This is a genomic window from Bacillus sp. ISL-77 (assembly GCF_018613105.1).
This window is the reverse complement of record NZ_JAGGQY010000046.1, coordinates 17,478-33,569: the sequence shown is the minus strand read 5'-3', so window position 1 is coordinate 33,569 and position 16,092 is coordinate 17,478. Positions and strand designations below refer to the sequence as shown.

11 protein-coding genes and 3 pseudogenes are annotated in these 16,092 nt (G+C 36.6%); 2 read left to right on the top strand and 12 right to left on the bottom strand.

Annotation, left to right across the window (positions count from 1 at the left end):
* Positions 1-15: 15 nt before the first annotated feature.
* From zwf to J7E77_RS18740, 3 genes are read right to left on the bottom strand one after another with little or no spacing between them, the layout of a single operon-like run.
* Positions 16-1,527, bottom strand: coding sequence for a glucose-6-phosphate dehydrogenase (gene zwf, locus J7E77_RS18750; protein ID WP_214716363.1), 1,512 nt, complete (start codon positions 1,525-1,527; stop codon positions 16-18).
* Between the two features lie 32 nt (positions 1,528-1,559).
* Positions 1,560-2,234: a ribose-5-phosphate isomerase RpiA gene (rpiA, locus tag J7E77_RS18745; protein ID WP_214716361.1), complete on the bottom strand. Its 675-nt coding sequence runs from the start codon at positions 2,232-2,234 to the stop codon at positions 1,560-1,562.
* Positions 2,235-2,276: 42 nt separating this feature from the next.
* Positions 2,277-2,411 (bottom strand): BA3454 family stress response protein, encoded by a 135-nt coding sequence (locus tag J7E77_RS18740; protein WP_098932274.1) that lies wholly within the window; start codon positions 2,409-2,411, stop codon positions 2,277-2,279.
* A 684-nt stretch (positions 2,412-3,095) separates the two neighbouring features.
* Between J7E77_RS18740 and J7E77_RS18735 the strand changes: the two genes are divergently transcribed.
* Entirely contained in the window at positions 3,096-3,368 is a 273-nt protein-coding gene (locus J7E77_RS18735) for a YqhV family protein (RefSeq protein ID WP_214716359.1), read from the top strand.
* A gap of 372 nt (positions 3,369-3,740) precedes the next feature.
* Here J7E77_RS18735 and J7E77_RS30730 read toward each other — a convergent pair whose 3' ends face one another.
* The 3 genes and pseudogenes from J7E77_RS30730 to J7E77_RS31460 all read right to left on the bottom strand — a co-directional run.
* Entirely contained in the window at positions 3,741-3,941 is a 201-nt protein-coding gene (locus J7E77_RS30730) for an MBL fold metallo-hydrolase (protein WP_251026645.1), read from the bottom strand.
* A gap of 45 nt (positions 3,942-3,986) precedes the next feature.
* Positions 3,987-4,675 (bottom strand): annotated as a pseudogene (locus J7E77_RS18725) (AraC family transcriptional regulator).
* Between the two features lie 62 nt (positions 4,676-4,737).
* Positions 4,738-5,096: pseudogene (locus J7E77_RS31460) on the bottom strand (LysE family translocator); the annotation flags it as partial.
* A gap of 443 nt (positions 5,097-5,539) precedes the next feature.
* Here J7E77_RS31460 and J7E77_RS18715 point away from each other — a divergent pair.
* Positions 5,540-6,814, top strand: a complete 1,275-nt coding sequence (locus J7E77_RS18715) for a prolyl oligopeptidase family serine peptidase (protein WP_214716357.1) — start codon at positions 5,540-5,542, stop codon at positions 6,812-6,814.
* 1,057 nt (positions 6,815-7,871) lie between these two features.
* On the opposite strand, the pseudogene J7E77_RS18710 reads toward J7E77_RS18715, so the two are convergent.
* The 6 genes and pseudogenes from J7E77_RS18710 to J7E77_RS18685 form a co-directional block, all read right to left on the bottom strand.
* A pseudogene (locus tag J7E77_RS18710) lies at positions 7,872-8,509 on the bottom strand (SDR family oxidoreductase).
* 8 nt (positions 8,510-8,517) lie between these two features.
* On the bottom strand, positions 8,518-9,009 hold the full coding sequence (locus J7E77_RS18705; protein WP_251028113.1) for a cyclophilin-like fold protein: 492 nt from the start codon (positions 9,007-9,009) through the stop codon (positions 8,518-8,520).
* 210 nt (positions 9,010-9,219) lie between these two features.
* The gene (locus J7E77_RS31455; RefSeq protein WP_308160698.1) at positions 9,220-10,407 is read right to left on the bottom strand and encodes a (R)-mandelonitrile lyase; all 1,188 of its coding nucleotides are present in this window, start codon (positions 10,405-10,407) and stop codon (positions 9,220-9,222) included.
* Positions 10,408-11,104: 697 nt separating this feature from the next.
* Positions 11,105-12,616, bottom strand: a complete 1,512-nt coding sequence (locus tag J7E77_RS18695; protein ID WP_214716355.1) for a glycoside hydrolase family 32 protein — start codon at positions 12,614-12,616, stop codon at positions 11,105-11,107.
* A gap of 94 nt (positions 12,617-12,710) precedes the next feature.
* Entirely contained in the window at positions 12,711-14,156 is a 1,446-nt protein-coding gene (locus J7E77_RS18690) for a PTS transporter subunit EIIC (protein ID WP_214716354.1), read from the bottom strand.
* A 1-nt stretch (position 14,157) separates the two neighbouring features.
* A complete protein-coding gene (locus J7E77_RS18685) occupies positions 14,158-15,843 on the bottom strand; it encodes a glycoside hydrolase family 13 protein (protein ID WP_214716352.1) in 1,686 nt (561 codons plus the stop codon).
* Between the last annotated feature and the right edge of the window lie 249 nt (positions 15,844-16,092).

Here is a 16,092-nt window from a genome sequence, read left to right as displayed (position 1 = left end):
TCCTCCAAGCTATTCTTAGTTGAGTAGTACCTTTTCCTTGCTTTCTTGAAGTTTTTCATCCAGCCACCATTTAAAGCCATTTTCCAAGAGCAAGGAATCAGAAGCAGCGGGACCGTAGGAACCTGACTGATATTCATGAAGCGGTACTAGGTTATTCTCAAATACATTAAGAATCGGCTGTACCCATTCCCATGACAATTCAACTTCTTTCCAATGAGCAAAGAAGGTAGAATCCCCGTTAAAAGAATCATATATTAGTCTTTCGTACGCTTCAGGCACTCCTAATCCTATTTGATCATTAGAAAAATTAATCCTAATTGGGGTAACCTTTCCATTATTCAATGGGTTTTTGCAGTTTATTTGTAAGGAAATATTTTCATTAGGATTGATCTCAATAATTAATAAGTTAGGATTAATTTGATTAATTTGATTATTTTTATATTGTTGGTTTTCCTTATTTTCAAATTCAATTACAATCCGGGTTGATTTTTCCTTCATTCTTTTTCCTGTACGGATGTAAAAGGGAACCCCAGTCCATGATGGATGATCGATCCACAAACGGGCAGCAACAAATGTATCTGTCTTGGAATAAGGATTTACCCCTGGCTCTTCTAAGTAGCTTGGAACTTTTTGACTGTTTACCTCTCCTGAAATGTATTGGCCGCGGACAATATCGTATTGAACATCTTTTTCTTTTAAGGGACGAAGAGACTCCATGACCATCCGCTTCTCATGTCTAATTTCTGCTGCATTAATTTTTTTAGGCATATCCATAGCTGTCATCATTAGAATTTGCAGCATGTGGTTTTGAACCATGTCACGAATTGCACCAGCTTGATCGTAATAACCCGCTCTTTTCTCTACCCCAACCGTTTCACTCGCTGTAATTTGGACATTTGCAATATGTTCTTTATTCCAAACCGTCTGTAGAATGGGGTTGGCATATACTAAGGCTTCAAGGTTTTGAACCATCGGTTTTCCTAAGTAATGGTCGATTCGGTAGATTTCTTCTTCCTCAAAGGTACGACTTAGTTGTTCATTCAAGTCACGTGCAGATTGAAGATCATGGCCAAATGGCTTTTCAATGATCAACCGTTTCCAGCCCGTTGTCTGACCAAGTCCACTACTATTTATGTTCAAGGCAATCGTTTCAAAAAAATCTGGAGCAACCGAAAGATAAAACATGCGATTTCCTTCCAAATGTAGTTGCTTTTCACGCTGCTGCACTAACTGAAGTAATGTTTGATAATCTTCTTCACAATTTACATCCAATGTACTGTAGCGGAAGTAATCTAAAAATTCCCCCATATTAGCAGACTCATGTTCTAGGCGTCGTGAAAAATTCAAGATAGAATCTTTCACTTTTTCTTGAAAATCAGTTTGAGAAAGTTCCCCTCGTCCGAGTCCAATAATTGAAATGGACTTCGGTAATTTTTGATCAACATATAAATTGTATAGAGCAGGGAAAATTTTTCTCTTTGCTAAATCCCCTGTTGCTCCAAATAAGACAAAGGTCATTGATTCCATCATGCTTCCCCCATGTTCGTATCTATTTTCTCTTATATCAATCTTCGGACTTTCGTTACAAGTTTTTTATCAATAATAGTAATAACAGCATCAGCAAGTCCAACAAATAATCCATTATCAACCACACCAGGTATAAGGTTCAGATTTTTCTCTAATTCTTTTGGAAGCTTAATCTCTTGAAAACTGCTGTCTATAATATAGTTACCGTTATCGGTAAGAAAAGGATTCCCATCCTTTTCCCGCAGCTTTGGATTGCCTCCAAGCTCACGAATGTACTTCATGGTCATCTCATATCCAAATGGGACCACTTCTATCGGCAGTGGAAAAGTTCCTAATGTATCTACATTTTTATGGGAGTCTGTAACGACAATAAGAGTTTTAGCAGCTTTCGCGATTATTTTCTCTCTTAAAAGGGCTCCGCCTCCTCCTTTAATAAGGTCTAAATCTCGATTCACTTCATCCGCACCATCTATGGCTAGATCAATATGATCAATTTCGTTTAATGAAACAAGTGGGATTCCTACATCTATTGCTAATTTTTCCGTTTGTTTGGACGTAGGTATTCCTTTAATAGAAAATCCTTGTTGAACTAATTTCCCAAGCTTAGAAATGGTATAAAATACAGTGGAGCCAGTTCCAAGTCCAACCACCATTCCTTCTTTCACATAATCTACAGCTTTTTCTCCGACTTCTTTTTTTTCATTCAAGGCCATTTGCCCCTTTCACTTAAAGATCTGGAGATTCATTTTTTAATTTAACCATTGTTTCTTAATTTGCTCTTGTGCAAAATGCAAAATTTGTTCTTCTGGTGTGTCCTTTTTAACTATTACATTCGTTAAATAATATTTTCCTTTATAATTTAATTTCACAGTCACTTCTATCATTTGTTTCACCCCTATCCATTTTTCAATTAAATATTTTTATACAACATTTATACACCAAGGAACTTTAAATACGTTTAGTTATTTTATGTAACCTATAATATCTTCCGAATGAATTATCGTCAAGTAAAATATCTCGAATTAAAGATATTTTTTTTTTACAGTAAGGTTATGAGATTTTTTATAGCTTTCTCCAGTTACAAGATTTCAATGGTAAGAGATTGCCCACAAACTCTTAAGGGAAAAATTTATATTACCTCAGTTCATGTATGGCGTTTTGGTTGCCGTTATTCGTTTTTTGGCATGAGTCTAAATATTTCTCATAAAATGTACAAGTTAGTTCATCAATCGGGAGTGATCTTTTTGAGAATAAGCATATTGATTAGTTTAGTAGTATGATCTTTCTTGGTCTTTCTTTTTGGGATGTATTTGTTGCAGCACTTACTTCCGGTTTTTCGAAAACTTCTAAACATTAAGAGTCTAATCGCCTATCTCTATTGTTTCCGGAGTTTCATTAATCGTGTTTGGTATCTATTTTGGATACCAAGTGATTTATGCACTCTGGGTTTAGCTTCATCTTGTCTTTTTTGACGTTCCCATGGATATGCATTTCGTTAAGTTCTTGTCCCTCCATTCATATAGTAAACATATACGGAGGGATGAACAGTATTACTATAGGAGGAGAATATGTTTATTTTTATTGAAATAGCCGTTTTGGGAATGGCCTTATTAAGAGTACTTTCAGGAAGTATTGAAATACTTGCGGCTATACTCATGATTAAGTTTAATTCAGTTGAAAAGGCCCTTTTAGTTAATAGTTCTCTAGCACTCGTTGGCCCTATTATTCTCATCTTAACTACTACAATCGGTGTTCTGGGATTGACGGGGAATATTTCATTGGCCAAAATAGTCTGGATTTTCATCGGAGTTGGCTGTATTTTTATCGGTGTAAAATCATAATCTTCCGTTTAAGTTTCTTTATAGGTTAGAAAATAAAGGAATGACAGGAAAAAACAAACAAAAATAAACAATTGCATATTAATCTATAGAGGGACTAGATACGTTACTTTTACACCATGGGTTTTTGTTGCAAAATTGTAGTATTAGAAAAAAACATTGATCAAAAAGAAGGTCTTAAAATTAAGTATTTTAATTTCTTCTATATTAATCTCATCGTTATCTGACAACTTTAGATTGACTCGATAAGGTTCTACAGGCTGATTTAACCATTCTGAACTACAGGCTTCAGGGTCACAAGAATTTATTAAATCGGCGTCCCATTTATGAGCAGCAATCGGTACACCATAATTTTTTGAAGATGAAAATTGCCTCCTACATGGTCACTATGGTAGTGCTGTTCACAATAAGGTGTAATTCTTCTGGTGAAACGCCGGCTTCTTTAATTAATTGCTCTGTTACTTTCGCATCACTCCCAAAACCAGTATCAATAAGGATCGGGAGCTGATCCTTGATAAGGATCATATTTGCACTTGGAAATTTTCTTTCAAAGAAAATTGTATTGGATTTTTTCATAGGCTATCCCTCCTTATATTTCAATGACTAAACAAAAGCTTCTTCTCAATTTAGATGTGACATATATTCAAATGCGGTTGTTCCATATACGCTTTTAAAGTGTTTATTTAAATGAGATAAATCAACAAAACCATATTCAGCTACTGCTGAATAAATATCTCCATTTTTTCTATTAACTGCTTTGCACGTTCTATCTTGCAGTTAAGAATGTATTGGTATGGTGAAATTCCAGTATGAACATTAAATAATCTTATAAACTGGAACTTAGATAAATTAAGCTCTTTACACATCTCGTCAAGTTTAAGCACGTTTTCTAGGTTACTATGAATTATATCCTTTGCTTTTCTAATTAGAGCGTTATCTTTCTTATAGTCTGTAGAAAGATTTGTTTGCATAAGGCTGTCTGTGAGGGATACGAGTAATTCACTGCACAAAGCCTCATCTTTTTCGCTTAATATGGCATTAGAAAGACTTAATATTCTTTGTTCAAGTTTATAATCATAGACAATAGGTGTTGAAAAACGTACTATATCCTTTTTCTCCATAACCTCTAAAAGCATAACACCATTTTGATAAGATAATTGTAAATTGCCATCCAGGTTATATTGTTGAATACCACGCAATGTTACCCCTATTGCATACTCCAGGTGAGAATGCTTTTTATACGTAAAATTAGTAATACTTGCTGACAACGCAGTAATACCTGCTGATTTTTTATAGATAAATTTGTCCATCTCATTCACCCCTTTATCTACATCCATATCATCACTGCAGAATAGGCTAAAAATATTGCCATCCATAATACCACCTTTGGATTTAAAAACTGCATTAGGAAGCCTGACCTAAAGGTACCAGTTTCGTTTACAGCTGGTTTTGATGAATCCCTTTTGCAAATTTGATAAGCGAGATAGAACATATATAAGCTTCCGATGATCTGCATAACAATTAAAATTTTAGGTACTATCTCTATAAGGACATTATTCAACATAGCAGAAATAACAAGTAATATACCAAAAGCAATCGTTGCTCCATACGTATATTCTCCATTGTCTTTTTTGCACCAAAACTATGCACTGTCGATAATATGACGATATTAGTAGGTCCTGATGTAAAAGTAACAATAAAACAGTAGATTAAAAAAGATGTAATATTCATAGGAGAACTCCTTTCAAGGTATTCTCATGGAATTATACATCTTAGAATTAAATGGCTTATAGTATATTATTGCAGGATTATCCTCTAAAGTTAACTCTACAAATTTGGGGTGCTGATACGTTATATTTCATTGTGTAGCACAAAATGATTTGGAAACTCCTGCGAATCTTGTGATATCTTCCATTTTCACAAGCAAACTTTTCCATTCATTAATCGATGGTTTTATAACATTGCTTAGTTTACATTTTCCCTAAATTTTTTTACCTATTTTAGTTTTGTTTAGTATATAAAGCGTTGACATCCACTTTTTATAAGTGATACGATAATATATATTAAGAATTTTCTAAATATTTTATAAACAAGTTTAGCAAAGGAAACTAAACCTTCCATAATAGGCATCATGTTCAATATATTTAAGTGATTTTACAAAAGGAGATATAAAAATGAATCCTTCTTACATGACTGTGACCGAAGTAACTGACTATGGCCCGTACATAACGAAAATCATTCTTCCGCTGTCCGAATCTGTTAAATCAGAGATATTGTCGGATGATACTTTTAACGTTTATGTCGAGAGACGAAGCAAAAAAACCGGCGAAGTGGTTCAACTCAGAAAGGATTGGAATTCGAAAGAGATTCATCCTTCAAAAGGATATTGTCGTGTTACAAAAGCGTATACATCAGACGGTGAAGGGAACAAAACCGAAATCGGCAGTCACGCCACACTGGAACTTGAATGTGAGGCAATCGACCGTTTAAACTCAGAAACTGCGTTTCTAGAACAGGGACATAATGTATATGTGTTCTGCGATTTTCGTATAACACAGGTGAAAGAAATACAAACCGATAATGTTTCTATTTCAGGGCTTGTCTATGATCATTTCAGCGGCGGCAAAATGGAGCAAGTCAAAGGTTGGGTAAACAGCCAGTCATCATATGCAGAGATGCGTCTGCGTTTCGGCTATTATTCACCAAATATGGGCAGAGGAAAACGTCCTTTGATCATTTGGCTGCATGGTGGAGGCGAAGGCGGAAATGAAACGGAAATCGCTTATACCGGAAACAATGTTGTAAACCTGTCTAGCAAAAAAGTACAGAGTATATTTGGCGGTGCTTATGTCCTTGCTCCACAAGTCCCCACCATGTGGATGGACGATGGCTACGGATTGTATACTGAGAGCGGTCAATCAAAGTACGTGACGGCATTGAAAGCGCTCATTGATGAGTTTGTCGAATGTCATTCAGACATAGATACAAATCGTATCTACATCGGTGGCTGTTCCAACGGCGGCTTCATGACGATGCGTATGATAATCGATTACCCAGGCTTCTTCGCAGCAGCATATCCTGTTTGCGAAGCCCTCTATGACAAGGTGATCACGGATCAAAATATTGAAGGTATCAAGAATACTCCAATCTGGTTCACACATGCAAAAAATGATACAATTGTTAATCCTGAGACTACAGTAATTCCAACATACGAGCGTCTTCTCAATGCCGGTGCACCCAATGTTCACTTATCATACTTCGATAAGGTTGTAGATATCTCAGGCATTTTTAAGGATTCGGAAGGCACCCCCTTTGAATTCTTCGGCCATGGTACCTGGATTTACATGCTCAAAGACGAATGTGTACTAGATTACGATGGTTCTCCCGTAAAAGTAAACGGCAAAGATGTAACTCTTCTCCAATGGTTGGCGCTACAGTCAAAACAATAACAGACTAGATTCGCAGATCCAATATGTAAAATGCAGTTATTAAACACATTCCAGCAAGAAATATCCTTTCTGAAAACATCGCGTATTGTATAGCGGTGTTTTCTCTTTTTTCATTAATTATCTATCTTCAAGTGTATTATTTCCTTTCTTATTACGGACGGAAAGTTGAAGCAGAAACTTGGTGAACTAGTTTAAGAGAAATTGACGAATTACCTGGTATAAACACAAGAGTTTCTCCATACACATTAAGACAATCGCAACTTCTCTGAAACATAAAGATTATAAAAACGACAATTTATAATAAGTGACAATAAATTGTCTCTAGTTTTCACTTACCGTTCTCAAAAGTACTTTCTTCTACCCTTTTTGATTTGTTTCTCAAACATAAAAAACCTCCAAATATCATTATTTGAAGGCCTGGAACATAACACATTCTTAATTTCACGGTGTCCATACAGTTTCGTTCAAAATGAGAAAAAGACTGTGGAGTGAGAAGTTATGTAAATGATTGAAAATGTTATTTTGGCGGGACTGCGTGGGAATCGAACCCACCAGACCTGGCACGCAGGTCTCAAGCAGTTTTGAAGACTGGACGTCCTTTTTTTGATTATCTTCCTGACCACCTAAAACAGTTTAATCCTCACCAAATCCACTTCAAATTAGTTTTATTAAGAAATGTCACTAGTTTTTTTCTAATCTAAACACTAGTATTAATGTCTAATCCACTAGTTTTAATATACCTTATATCTTTTAGTTTTTCCTTTCGTAACACATCAACAGTGTCTAAACAATCCCCTTATTCTTGAAAGTTCTCAAAACCCCTTAAGATAGCGGCTAGCCTAAGAATCAAACAGCGGCGATGAAACACACTACACAACAGTTTTGAAGTTAAAGGGAAGGTATCTTTTTTGATTCCATTTAGTTTTATATAATGCCGTAAAGTATTGATTTAATGCACTTTTTATAAAGTCATATATCATTTAATTTTATTTAATTAAATATAAAAACATCTAATCTGTGACCAAGTTGTGACGGCTTGTATACCTGTTAGTTATTATTAATAAAACGCAGGCTTATCCCCATCCGTATTTGGTTTGTTCACTCCCAAGCTGCGGCCAACTTCTAATTCTGGAGAAACAACCAATTTAAGCACCAAGTCCGCAACACTCTTCCGTGATACTTCTGTTCCTTTAAAAGGTTCGTCTCTCTGAGTGGTCTCATAATCAATCTCATCTTTGTTCGCTAGCCATACGGGTCTCAAAATCGTATAGTCGATGCCTGAGGCTTCAATAATTTTAGCCGACTTTCGATAGGGATCAAGGATGCTACCCAGGGTACGTTTATTCCATTCGCCGAACTTCCCTGGTATTTCATCATAGATACCAGCAGCACTGACAAAAATCAATCGTTTAACACCTGTTGCCCCATAGCCTCCACAATACTTTTGGCTTGCCGCTCCAAGTCGGAACCTGTTAAGTTAGCATAAACAACATCATATCCAGCCATAGCTTTTTTCAACTTTTCCAGATCGTTGACATCACCTTCAATTACACGTTCCCGATTTGAATCAACCACTCTTATTCTCCTTGAGTTACGTAGATAAAGCGTTAACTGAACGTCGGTCTCGTTAAGTAATAATTCGCGCCAAGAATTATTACACTTCTCAAATTGATACCACCTTTTTTGTACCTGTATTTGCGAGTTTACTCCATTTTTTCGATTGTAACGGTAAATTTACCATTAATACTTTTTAGCTTTTCTACTCCAGACTCAATTTTCCCTATTGAAATAAGTCCATTTGCATGTCCAAAATCTTTATAAAAGATCGCTAAATTTCCCCATGGGGAGTAATAAGTGAAATCTCCAACTGAACCATTAGTGCCTGATGGTGCATCTTTTGTAGATAATTTTCTATCTAGATAACTTATTTTTTCGGTTGCTGCATAATCTTCTAATGTTAATGTTAATGGGAGCAAAGTTAAAAAATCCTTGCTAGTAGGATTTTCATACATGTTCACAATTACTTCCTCGTTATTAAAAGTCAGTTTTATTTTCACAAGTTCTTGATTTCTCACAGTAACATCTCCTTCGGTAATATTTTCATTATTTTTATTATTGTCAATAGCTCCGCAAGCAGCCAGGATGAAGGCCATCACTAAGACAAGGACCCTGGATAAGGAAAACACTTTTATCATCTTGTTTTTCTCCTACCTCTATCGAACATGAATAAATAACTGACCTCTCCGCGAATATGAGACTGGTATCTCTGATATTTTCTAGGATTCGAAGTTTACTTTAAACATATTAAGTAATACTCTGGATTGGGAGGATACCCTGCAAAGAACTGTCAAACTTCTAATGAAAATGGGGATCTCTATTGAAGTGACTAATTCAACCTAATAGCCTTATTTTGCTCTACTGCTTAAAACCTTTTCTAAAATCTCATTGGCATTTTTGGCTTCTTTCTTGCCAACTTCTGCTTCAAGAACGGATATCAAGCCTCTCATCTGGCCCTCGGTCAATCCCGTATTAAACCCGATGTTAAAATGCGCTTGCAGTTGGGAATTAACACCTTCCATATTAGCCAGGGCCGCAATGGTTGCTAGTTCCCTAGTCTGGAAATTCAGGATGTCGCGCCCGAAGATGTCTCCGAACAAGTGTCCTTTCAGAAACTGATCGATGACAGGGGCGAATGTATAGGTCGGCCCTGTAACCGGTGTTCCAGCTAAGCGTGTCTGAATTTCGGTTCCAAGTTCGATGCTGCTTTTGTCGGCAGGTAACGGACTTGCTTCCTTACCAATATTATCCTTGATACCTTTCGATTCCCGGTCTTCTAGGGCAGCCATTAACGTGTTGATACCATTAAGGCTGCGTGGGAATCCCGCATAAGCATACATCTGTACGAGAACTTCCTTGATCTCATTGACTGTTAAACCGGCATCCAAACCTGCGTTCAGTTCATCTTCTAATTGTGCCAAATCACCATTTGCGGTAAATGCTGCAATGGTCACTATTTTTTGTTGTTTGGCATCTAAGTCTTGTGTTTCATCTTTTTGTTTTTCATTTTTTTGTTTTTGATCTTTCTGCTTTTCATTATCAATACCGTATTGTTCGTCAGTAACCTTTTCTAACCATTCTGCATTTTTGCCATCTAGCACTCCTGTAAGAGCCAAATGTGTCATAGTGTTTGTTGGTGAGGCTCCATGCCAATGTTTGACTCCAGGCGGAAACCATATTACATCGCCTTCCTTGACTTCCTGAATCGGGCCACCCCATACCTGTACCCAGCCAACGCCTTCTGTAATAACCAATCTCTGCCCTGTCGGATGGGTATGCCATGCGGTTCGTGCTCCTGGCTGGAACGTAACATATGCTCCTGAATAAGGTGCAGAATCGTTTTCAGAAAATAAAGGCTCAACCGTTACATTCCCGGTAAAGTATTCAGCCGGTCCTTTGTAGGAATCCTGCGAACCGCTTCGAGTGATCGTTAGGGAAGTTTCGTTCGTTTCTGCTGCCATTGGCTTACCTGTATACACGTTTAAAGAAACGAGCAATGTAAGTGACAAAATCAATACGTTAAGTAGCTTTTTCATTATTTTCTCCTTCCGAATCTAGTTCAAAGTTAGAAAAGTTAAACGAGTAGAATGCTGTCCAGGATGTAATAGATTAACTGCAAAGTGAACTTGGACGGGAACAAACGAACGGGTTCGTTACCTTAAGCCGCAATAATGACCTTGGCGGATACGAATCAAGCTGATTTGTTTCCGTTTAGCATATCAACTTTTCACGCTTATTTTCTCCATAATAAGAAACCTAAAATCCAATCGTGGTTCGTATCAAAATTTTGTCTATGCAGGGTATCCTCCCAATCCAAAGTGTGAATTCCATATCTATCTAACTCATTAACTTTGTATATTCCTCCTTTAGTTACTGGATTTTGGCTATATAGGATGAAGATTAAAAAATCATCACCAATTGATTAATCAACATATGTATATGATATTAAAAGAAATAAGCTTCTTTCAATCGTTAAATGAACACTATTTGTTGCTTATTGAACAAAATAAACAAAACTGTTGAATATTTGTGAAGAAGATTAAAAAACAGGACTATTTCACTAGTGGTTGTGTTATCTTTTGATAATACCGTTTTTTACAAATAACCCCAGCAAGCCAGATGCCGGGGATATAAAGTACCACTATTCTTTTACAATGACTTTCTCTTCCATAGAGAGATGGACAGAGCAAAAATAGGTATAATGCTTTCTTCCCCAATAACAGATTGGTCAACTTAGCTACAGGTCAGCCTGTTTGTGGGGAGGAGGACTGGTGTTCCAAGTTCCCATTTTACCGCTTGCACATTTGTTTGACCTCCAAGGGAAAAAAAGCGCATTCCTCTACTTTCTTTGCTAGGAAAAATCCTCCCAGTGAAAACCTTCTCCCCATTATTTACAAATATTTCGACTGAAGAAACGTCAACAAAGACTCGGAACGATATGGTTTTAGATTCCATACTACATTTCCTAATCGAACCAAACTCCTCACCAAAGGCCTTCCCGGAGTGGGTACGGTCGAAAATAATTTTTTTCTCAACAGAGTGATATTTAATGACTGTTTTTTCATTTTCCCCAACACGGATCTCAATACCAAATTCCTCAGCTGTACTTGAGGAGAATTCTGCTAATAGTTCGTAAATATCCCCCTCAAAGCCTTCGAAAGTCATAGATTCATTATTCAATATTTTATTAGCTTCTATTTTCCCTTCACGAAGCAAATCAAGTTCAACTACTGGTTTTTGAATAATCTTCCCCTCTTTAATCGATAACTCTCTTGGTAGGGTTAAACAATGGGCCCATCCTTCGGAATCAGTAGGATACTCAATTTCGGGTAATCCCATCCAGCCAACAAGAATACGTCTTCCGTCCGGGGATAAGGTTGTTTGAGGAGCATAGAAATCAAACCCAGCGTCCAATTCTTGAAAATCACCATGTTCAAAAGTACCATTTGCGGTATCTAAAGGATTACCAATAAAAAATCCTGTTTGATATATATTTTGATAAGCGTCACCTTTAGGCTCGAGCCCCTGAGGACTAAATAAAAGAACTCCCTGATTTTGTAACTCAAAGTAGTCAGGACATTCCCACATAAAGCCAAAATCTCTTTCTTTTGTTTTGACCTCTCCAATCCAAGTCCACTGTTTTAAATCACTCGATTGGTAAAGGAGTGCACAACCCGTCAAATTTTTTCGTTGTGCCCCAACAATCATAAAAAACTTATCATCCGCCATCCAAACCTTTGGATCTCTAAAATGGTCAGTGTATCCTTCTGGCTGCCTTTTAATAATTGGTTCAGGCTGTTTGACAATTCTTCCTGTTACATTCATGATTGCTAAGCATTGAGAGGCGTGACGATTCCATTGTTCATCTCGTTTATTTGCAGTGTAGAACAAATAAAGAAGTTGATTATGCACAAACCCACTTCCAGAATATATACCGTGACTTTCATATTCATATTCGGGTTTTAACGCCACCCCTTTATTGTCCCAGTTTATCAGGTCAATGGATTCTGTCTGGAACCAATGCTTCATCCCATGAACAGCTCCAAAAGGAAACCATTGATAAAACAAATTATATCGTCCGTTATACCATACAAATCCATTAGGATCATTTAACAGTCCATATTTCGGTTGAATGTGATATTTTTGCCGCCATATACTGTCCGATACTGAAGCTTCAAGCTTTTTTCGTTCTCCTTCGGTCATACTGTCATACGTTCGATAACGTTCTTCTATTGTCCATGCCATAGCTACTTTTCCTCCGAAACTAATTTTTATGAAAAATACGAGCTGCTAAAGTGCAACTCGTATTAACCGAATAAATTCATCTAAATAGCACCAATCAACTAGCTCTACTTTTACTCTGATCTTGGTCATTTTCCATAACTGCTTTTGGTACCGCAAAAAGGTAAGTAATAATAAAGGCAGCTACAAAAATCAATATTGAAACTACAACGTACACAGCAAGCTGGTTCCACTCATAAATGTACATTAAAGGAGAAAGAACGACAGCCAAACCATATGAATTTGCTTTAATATTCAAGAACGAAAGAATCGCACCCCCCACCGCTGAACAAGCAATCATCACATAAAGTGGTTTCATACTATATCTCATAACGACACCAAACAAGGCTGGTTCACTAACACCAAGTAATTGGGTTAGAGTTGCACTCATCCCTGTTACCTTGACCGTTTTCTTTTTTGCTTTTAAGGTAATCCCTAAACAAACCCCTGCATTGGCAAATCCATACATCGCACATAGAGTAATAAGTGGATTAAACCCAGTGTTGGCAAGCAATGTTGTTTCAATTGCAATAAACAAATGATGCATTCCCGTCATTACTGCTAACGGATATAGGAAACCAATTAACAGTCCCCCAATACCAAGAGGAGCACTAATAAGTTTAGTAATAACCGTTACTAATCCTGATTCCACAAAATGCAACAAAGGACCGATGATGAGTAAACCAGTAATCATCATCGTTAATAAAACAAAGAAAGGAGTAAAAATTAAATCTAATGCATTCGGCATGATGGCTCGTAGCTTTTTCTCAAGTTTTGCACCAAGAATACCAACCACAAGTGCTGTCAATACTTTACCTTGATAACCCACAACCGGAATAAAACCAAAAGCCATTAATGGTTCTACTCCACTATTGACATCTGCTACCGCATAAGCATTTGGAAGGGCAGGAGAAACGAGCATTAATCCAAGGACAAAACCGATTATAGGCATACCACCAAAATTCCTAAATGCAGACCAGCAAATTAAAGCTGGTAAAAAGGCAAATGCAGTATCCGTGAGAACAGATGTAAGAGTCTTTAGATTTCCAGGAATATCTTTTGAGCTCATGTCAATTAGACCTAAAAAGGCGTCACTGAACAATACACCTTTTAGACCAAGAAATAAGCCTGTTGCTGCAATAATTGGGATAATAGGGATAAAAATATCAGCTAATGTCCGGACAGCCCTTCTTATTCCCTTTTCCTTATGGGAAGAAGAGGCTTCCTTATTGGGTTGCTCAACCATCTGATCAGGTTGATTCCCTTTTAGTGCGGCATAGACTTTATTTACCGTTCCCGTACCCAAAATGATCTGGTATTGACCAGCATTATAAAAAACACCCTTGACTTCATCGATTCTCTCGATCGCTTCATCATTAATCATTTCACGATCTTTAACGGAAATGCGCAATCTTGTGGCACAATGAGTATACGATTCAATATTATCCATACCGATAACCTTAACTATTTCATTTCCTATACGTTCATATTTATTTTCACCCATGCTAGTTCACTTCCTTCTTTAAGAGTACTAGTGCCTGATATGGCTTTAATGTATATTCTTGCTCCGTTATCGTTGCGTCTTCTTCTTTATAATTATTAAGGAGGACATCGTATTGATAAGGTTCCAATTCAACTTTCTCAGGTTCAGGTGAAAAGTTGAAATAACAAACAACTTCTTCCGCATTAAAATTTCGTTTATATGCAATAATGGTTGGATGTTCTTCTAATATAGGTTTAATCTTTCCATAAATAAGAGATTCTTTTGATTGTCTAACTTGAATCATTTTTTTATAAAAATTCAGAATGGAATTTGGATCTTGTTCTTGTTGTTCCACATTAATCGTTTTGTAATTTTCATTCATTCCCAACCATGGTTTGACTTTTGAAAATCCGCCATATTCCTGTGCACTCCAATGGAATGGTGTTCTAGAATTATCACGGCTTCGCAGGTTAATAAAGTGCAATGCTTCTTCTGCACTAAAGCCTTCGTCCATTGAACGATAGTACTGATCAATACTTGAAATATCGTCAAATTCCTCAATGCTTTTTCGTTTAAAATTTGTCATGCCAATTTCCTGGCCTTGGTAGATAAAAGGTGTCCCTCTCAAATTGAAATACATAGCACCCAACATGGTCGCTGAATAGAAATTTCGATTCGCTTCTTCTTTTATATACTTGCTTATGGAACGATTCTGGTCATGATTCTCTAAAAAATTGGCTCCCCAGCCGACTTTTTGGATTTCATTTTGACTAGTAAAGATTAATTTCTTTAAATCCAAGACATTCCAGTCAATCCTCTTAAACCACTCACTTCCAGAAGCAACATCAAGGTCTGCGTATTTAAAATCAAAAATCATGGAAAAATATCCATTGTCCCCAATATAATCACCGTATTGTTCATAAGGAACGCCTGGGGCTTCACCAATCGTTACACAATTATATTTAGAGAAGGTTTCTTTATTTAACTCATGTAAGAAAACTTCAATTCCGGGGCGATTCCGCGTTTTCTTTGTACATTTGCCTAGCCCGTCTACTCCATCAGAAGGGATGTTATCATAGCTTTGATCTTTTTTAATAAATGTAATAGCATCGACTCTAAATCCAGCAATACCTTTTTCCAGCCAGTAATTGACCATTTTATATAATTCTTCCCGAACCTCCTTGTTTTCCCAATTTAAGTCAGGTTGTTTCACATGGAAAGAATGAAAATAATACTCTTCTGTACCTTTCAAGGGCTCCCATACACTTCCACCAAAAACAGAACGCCAATTTGTAGGGGGCTGCCCATTCTTTCCTGGCTTCAAAATGTAATAATCCCTATATTTACTGTTCTTTGGGTTCTCCAATAAGTCTTGGAACCATGGATGTTCATCGGACGTATGATTGATGACCAAATCAAGGACTATCTTAATCCCTTTTTCTTTTGCCCTATCAATTAATTCTTCCAGATCATTCAGATCCCCGAATTCAGGATTTAATTGATAATAATCTGAAATATCATATCCATTATCAGCCATCGGAGATTGATAAATTGGACATATCCATATCATTGTAATCCCGAGTGACAGGAGATAATCTAATTTTTGGGTTATTCCTTTTATATCCCCTATTCCGTCATTATTGGAGTCATAAAAACTCTTTGGATAAATTTGATAAATTACTTCTTTTTGCCACGATTTTTTCTCCATGTTGCCCTCCTGTTGTAGATGAGTTCCTCTACTTTTTCATGTGGTATCGATTCCATACTTAGCAAAAAAATAAAACGCTGTATTAATAGTTTAAATGCGTAGTATTAATAAAAAACCACATGGTATCGATTCCATAAATTCACAAAGAAATTTTAGGAACCGATTCTATTTTTATTATATTTTCAGTTCTTTAACCTGTCAACGCTTTCTTGTTCGCTATTACCAAACAATCTCTTTCCAACAATGCTT

What these genes read in the sequence shown, in the direction of transcription:
- J7E77_RS18735 (WP_214716359.1), top strand. Translation starts at nt 3,096, where the DNA reads ATGTTTATTTTTATTGAAATAGCCGTTTTGGGAATGGCCTTATTAAGA.
- J7E77_RS18685 (WP_214716352.1), bottom strand. Translation starts at nt 15,843, where the DNA reads ATGGAGAAAAAATCGTGGCAAAAAGAAGTAATTTATCAAATTTATCCA.
- J7E77_RS18695 (WP_214716355.1), bottom strand. Translation starts at nt 12,616, where the DNA reads ATGGCATGGACAATAGAAGAACGTTATCGAACGTATGACAGTATGACC.
- J7E77_RS30730 (WP_251026645.1), bottom strand. Translation starts at nt 3,941, where the DNA reads ATGAAAAAATCCAATACAATTTTCTTTGAAAGAAAATTTCCAAGTGCA.
- J7E77_RS18690 (WP_214716354.1), bottom strand. Translation starts at nt 14,156, where the DNA reads ATGGGTGAAAATAAATATGAACGTATAGGAAATGAAATAGTTAAGGTT.
- J7E77_RS31455 (WP_308160698.1), bottom strand. Translation starts at nt 10,407, where the DNA reads ATGAAAAAGCTACTTAACGTATTGATTTTGTCACTTACATTGCTCGTT.
- J7E77_RS18740 (WP_098932274.1), bottom strand. Translation starts at nt 2,411, where the DNA reads ATGATAGAAGTGACTGTGAAATTAAATTATAAAGGAAAATATTATTTA.
- J7E77_RS18705 (WP_251028113.1), bottom strand. Translation starts at nt 9,009, where the DNA reads ATGATAAAAGTGTTTTCCTTATCCAGGGTCCTTGTCTTAGTGATGGCC.
- zwf (WP_214716363.1), bottom strand. Translation starts at nt 1,527, where the DNA reads ATGGAATCAATGACCTTTGTCTTATTTGGAGCAACAGGGGATTTAGCA.
- J7E77_RS18715 (WP_214716357.1), top strand. Translation starts at nt 5,540, where the DNA reads ATGAATCCTTCTTACATGACTGTGACCGAAGTAACTGACTATGGCCCG.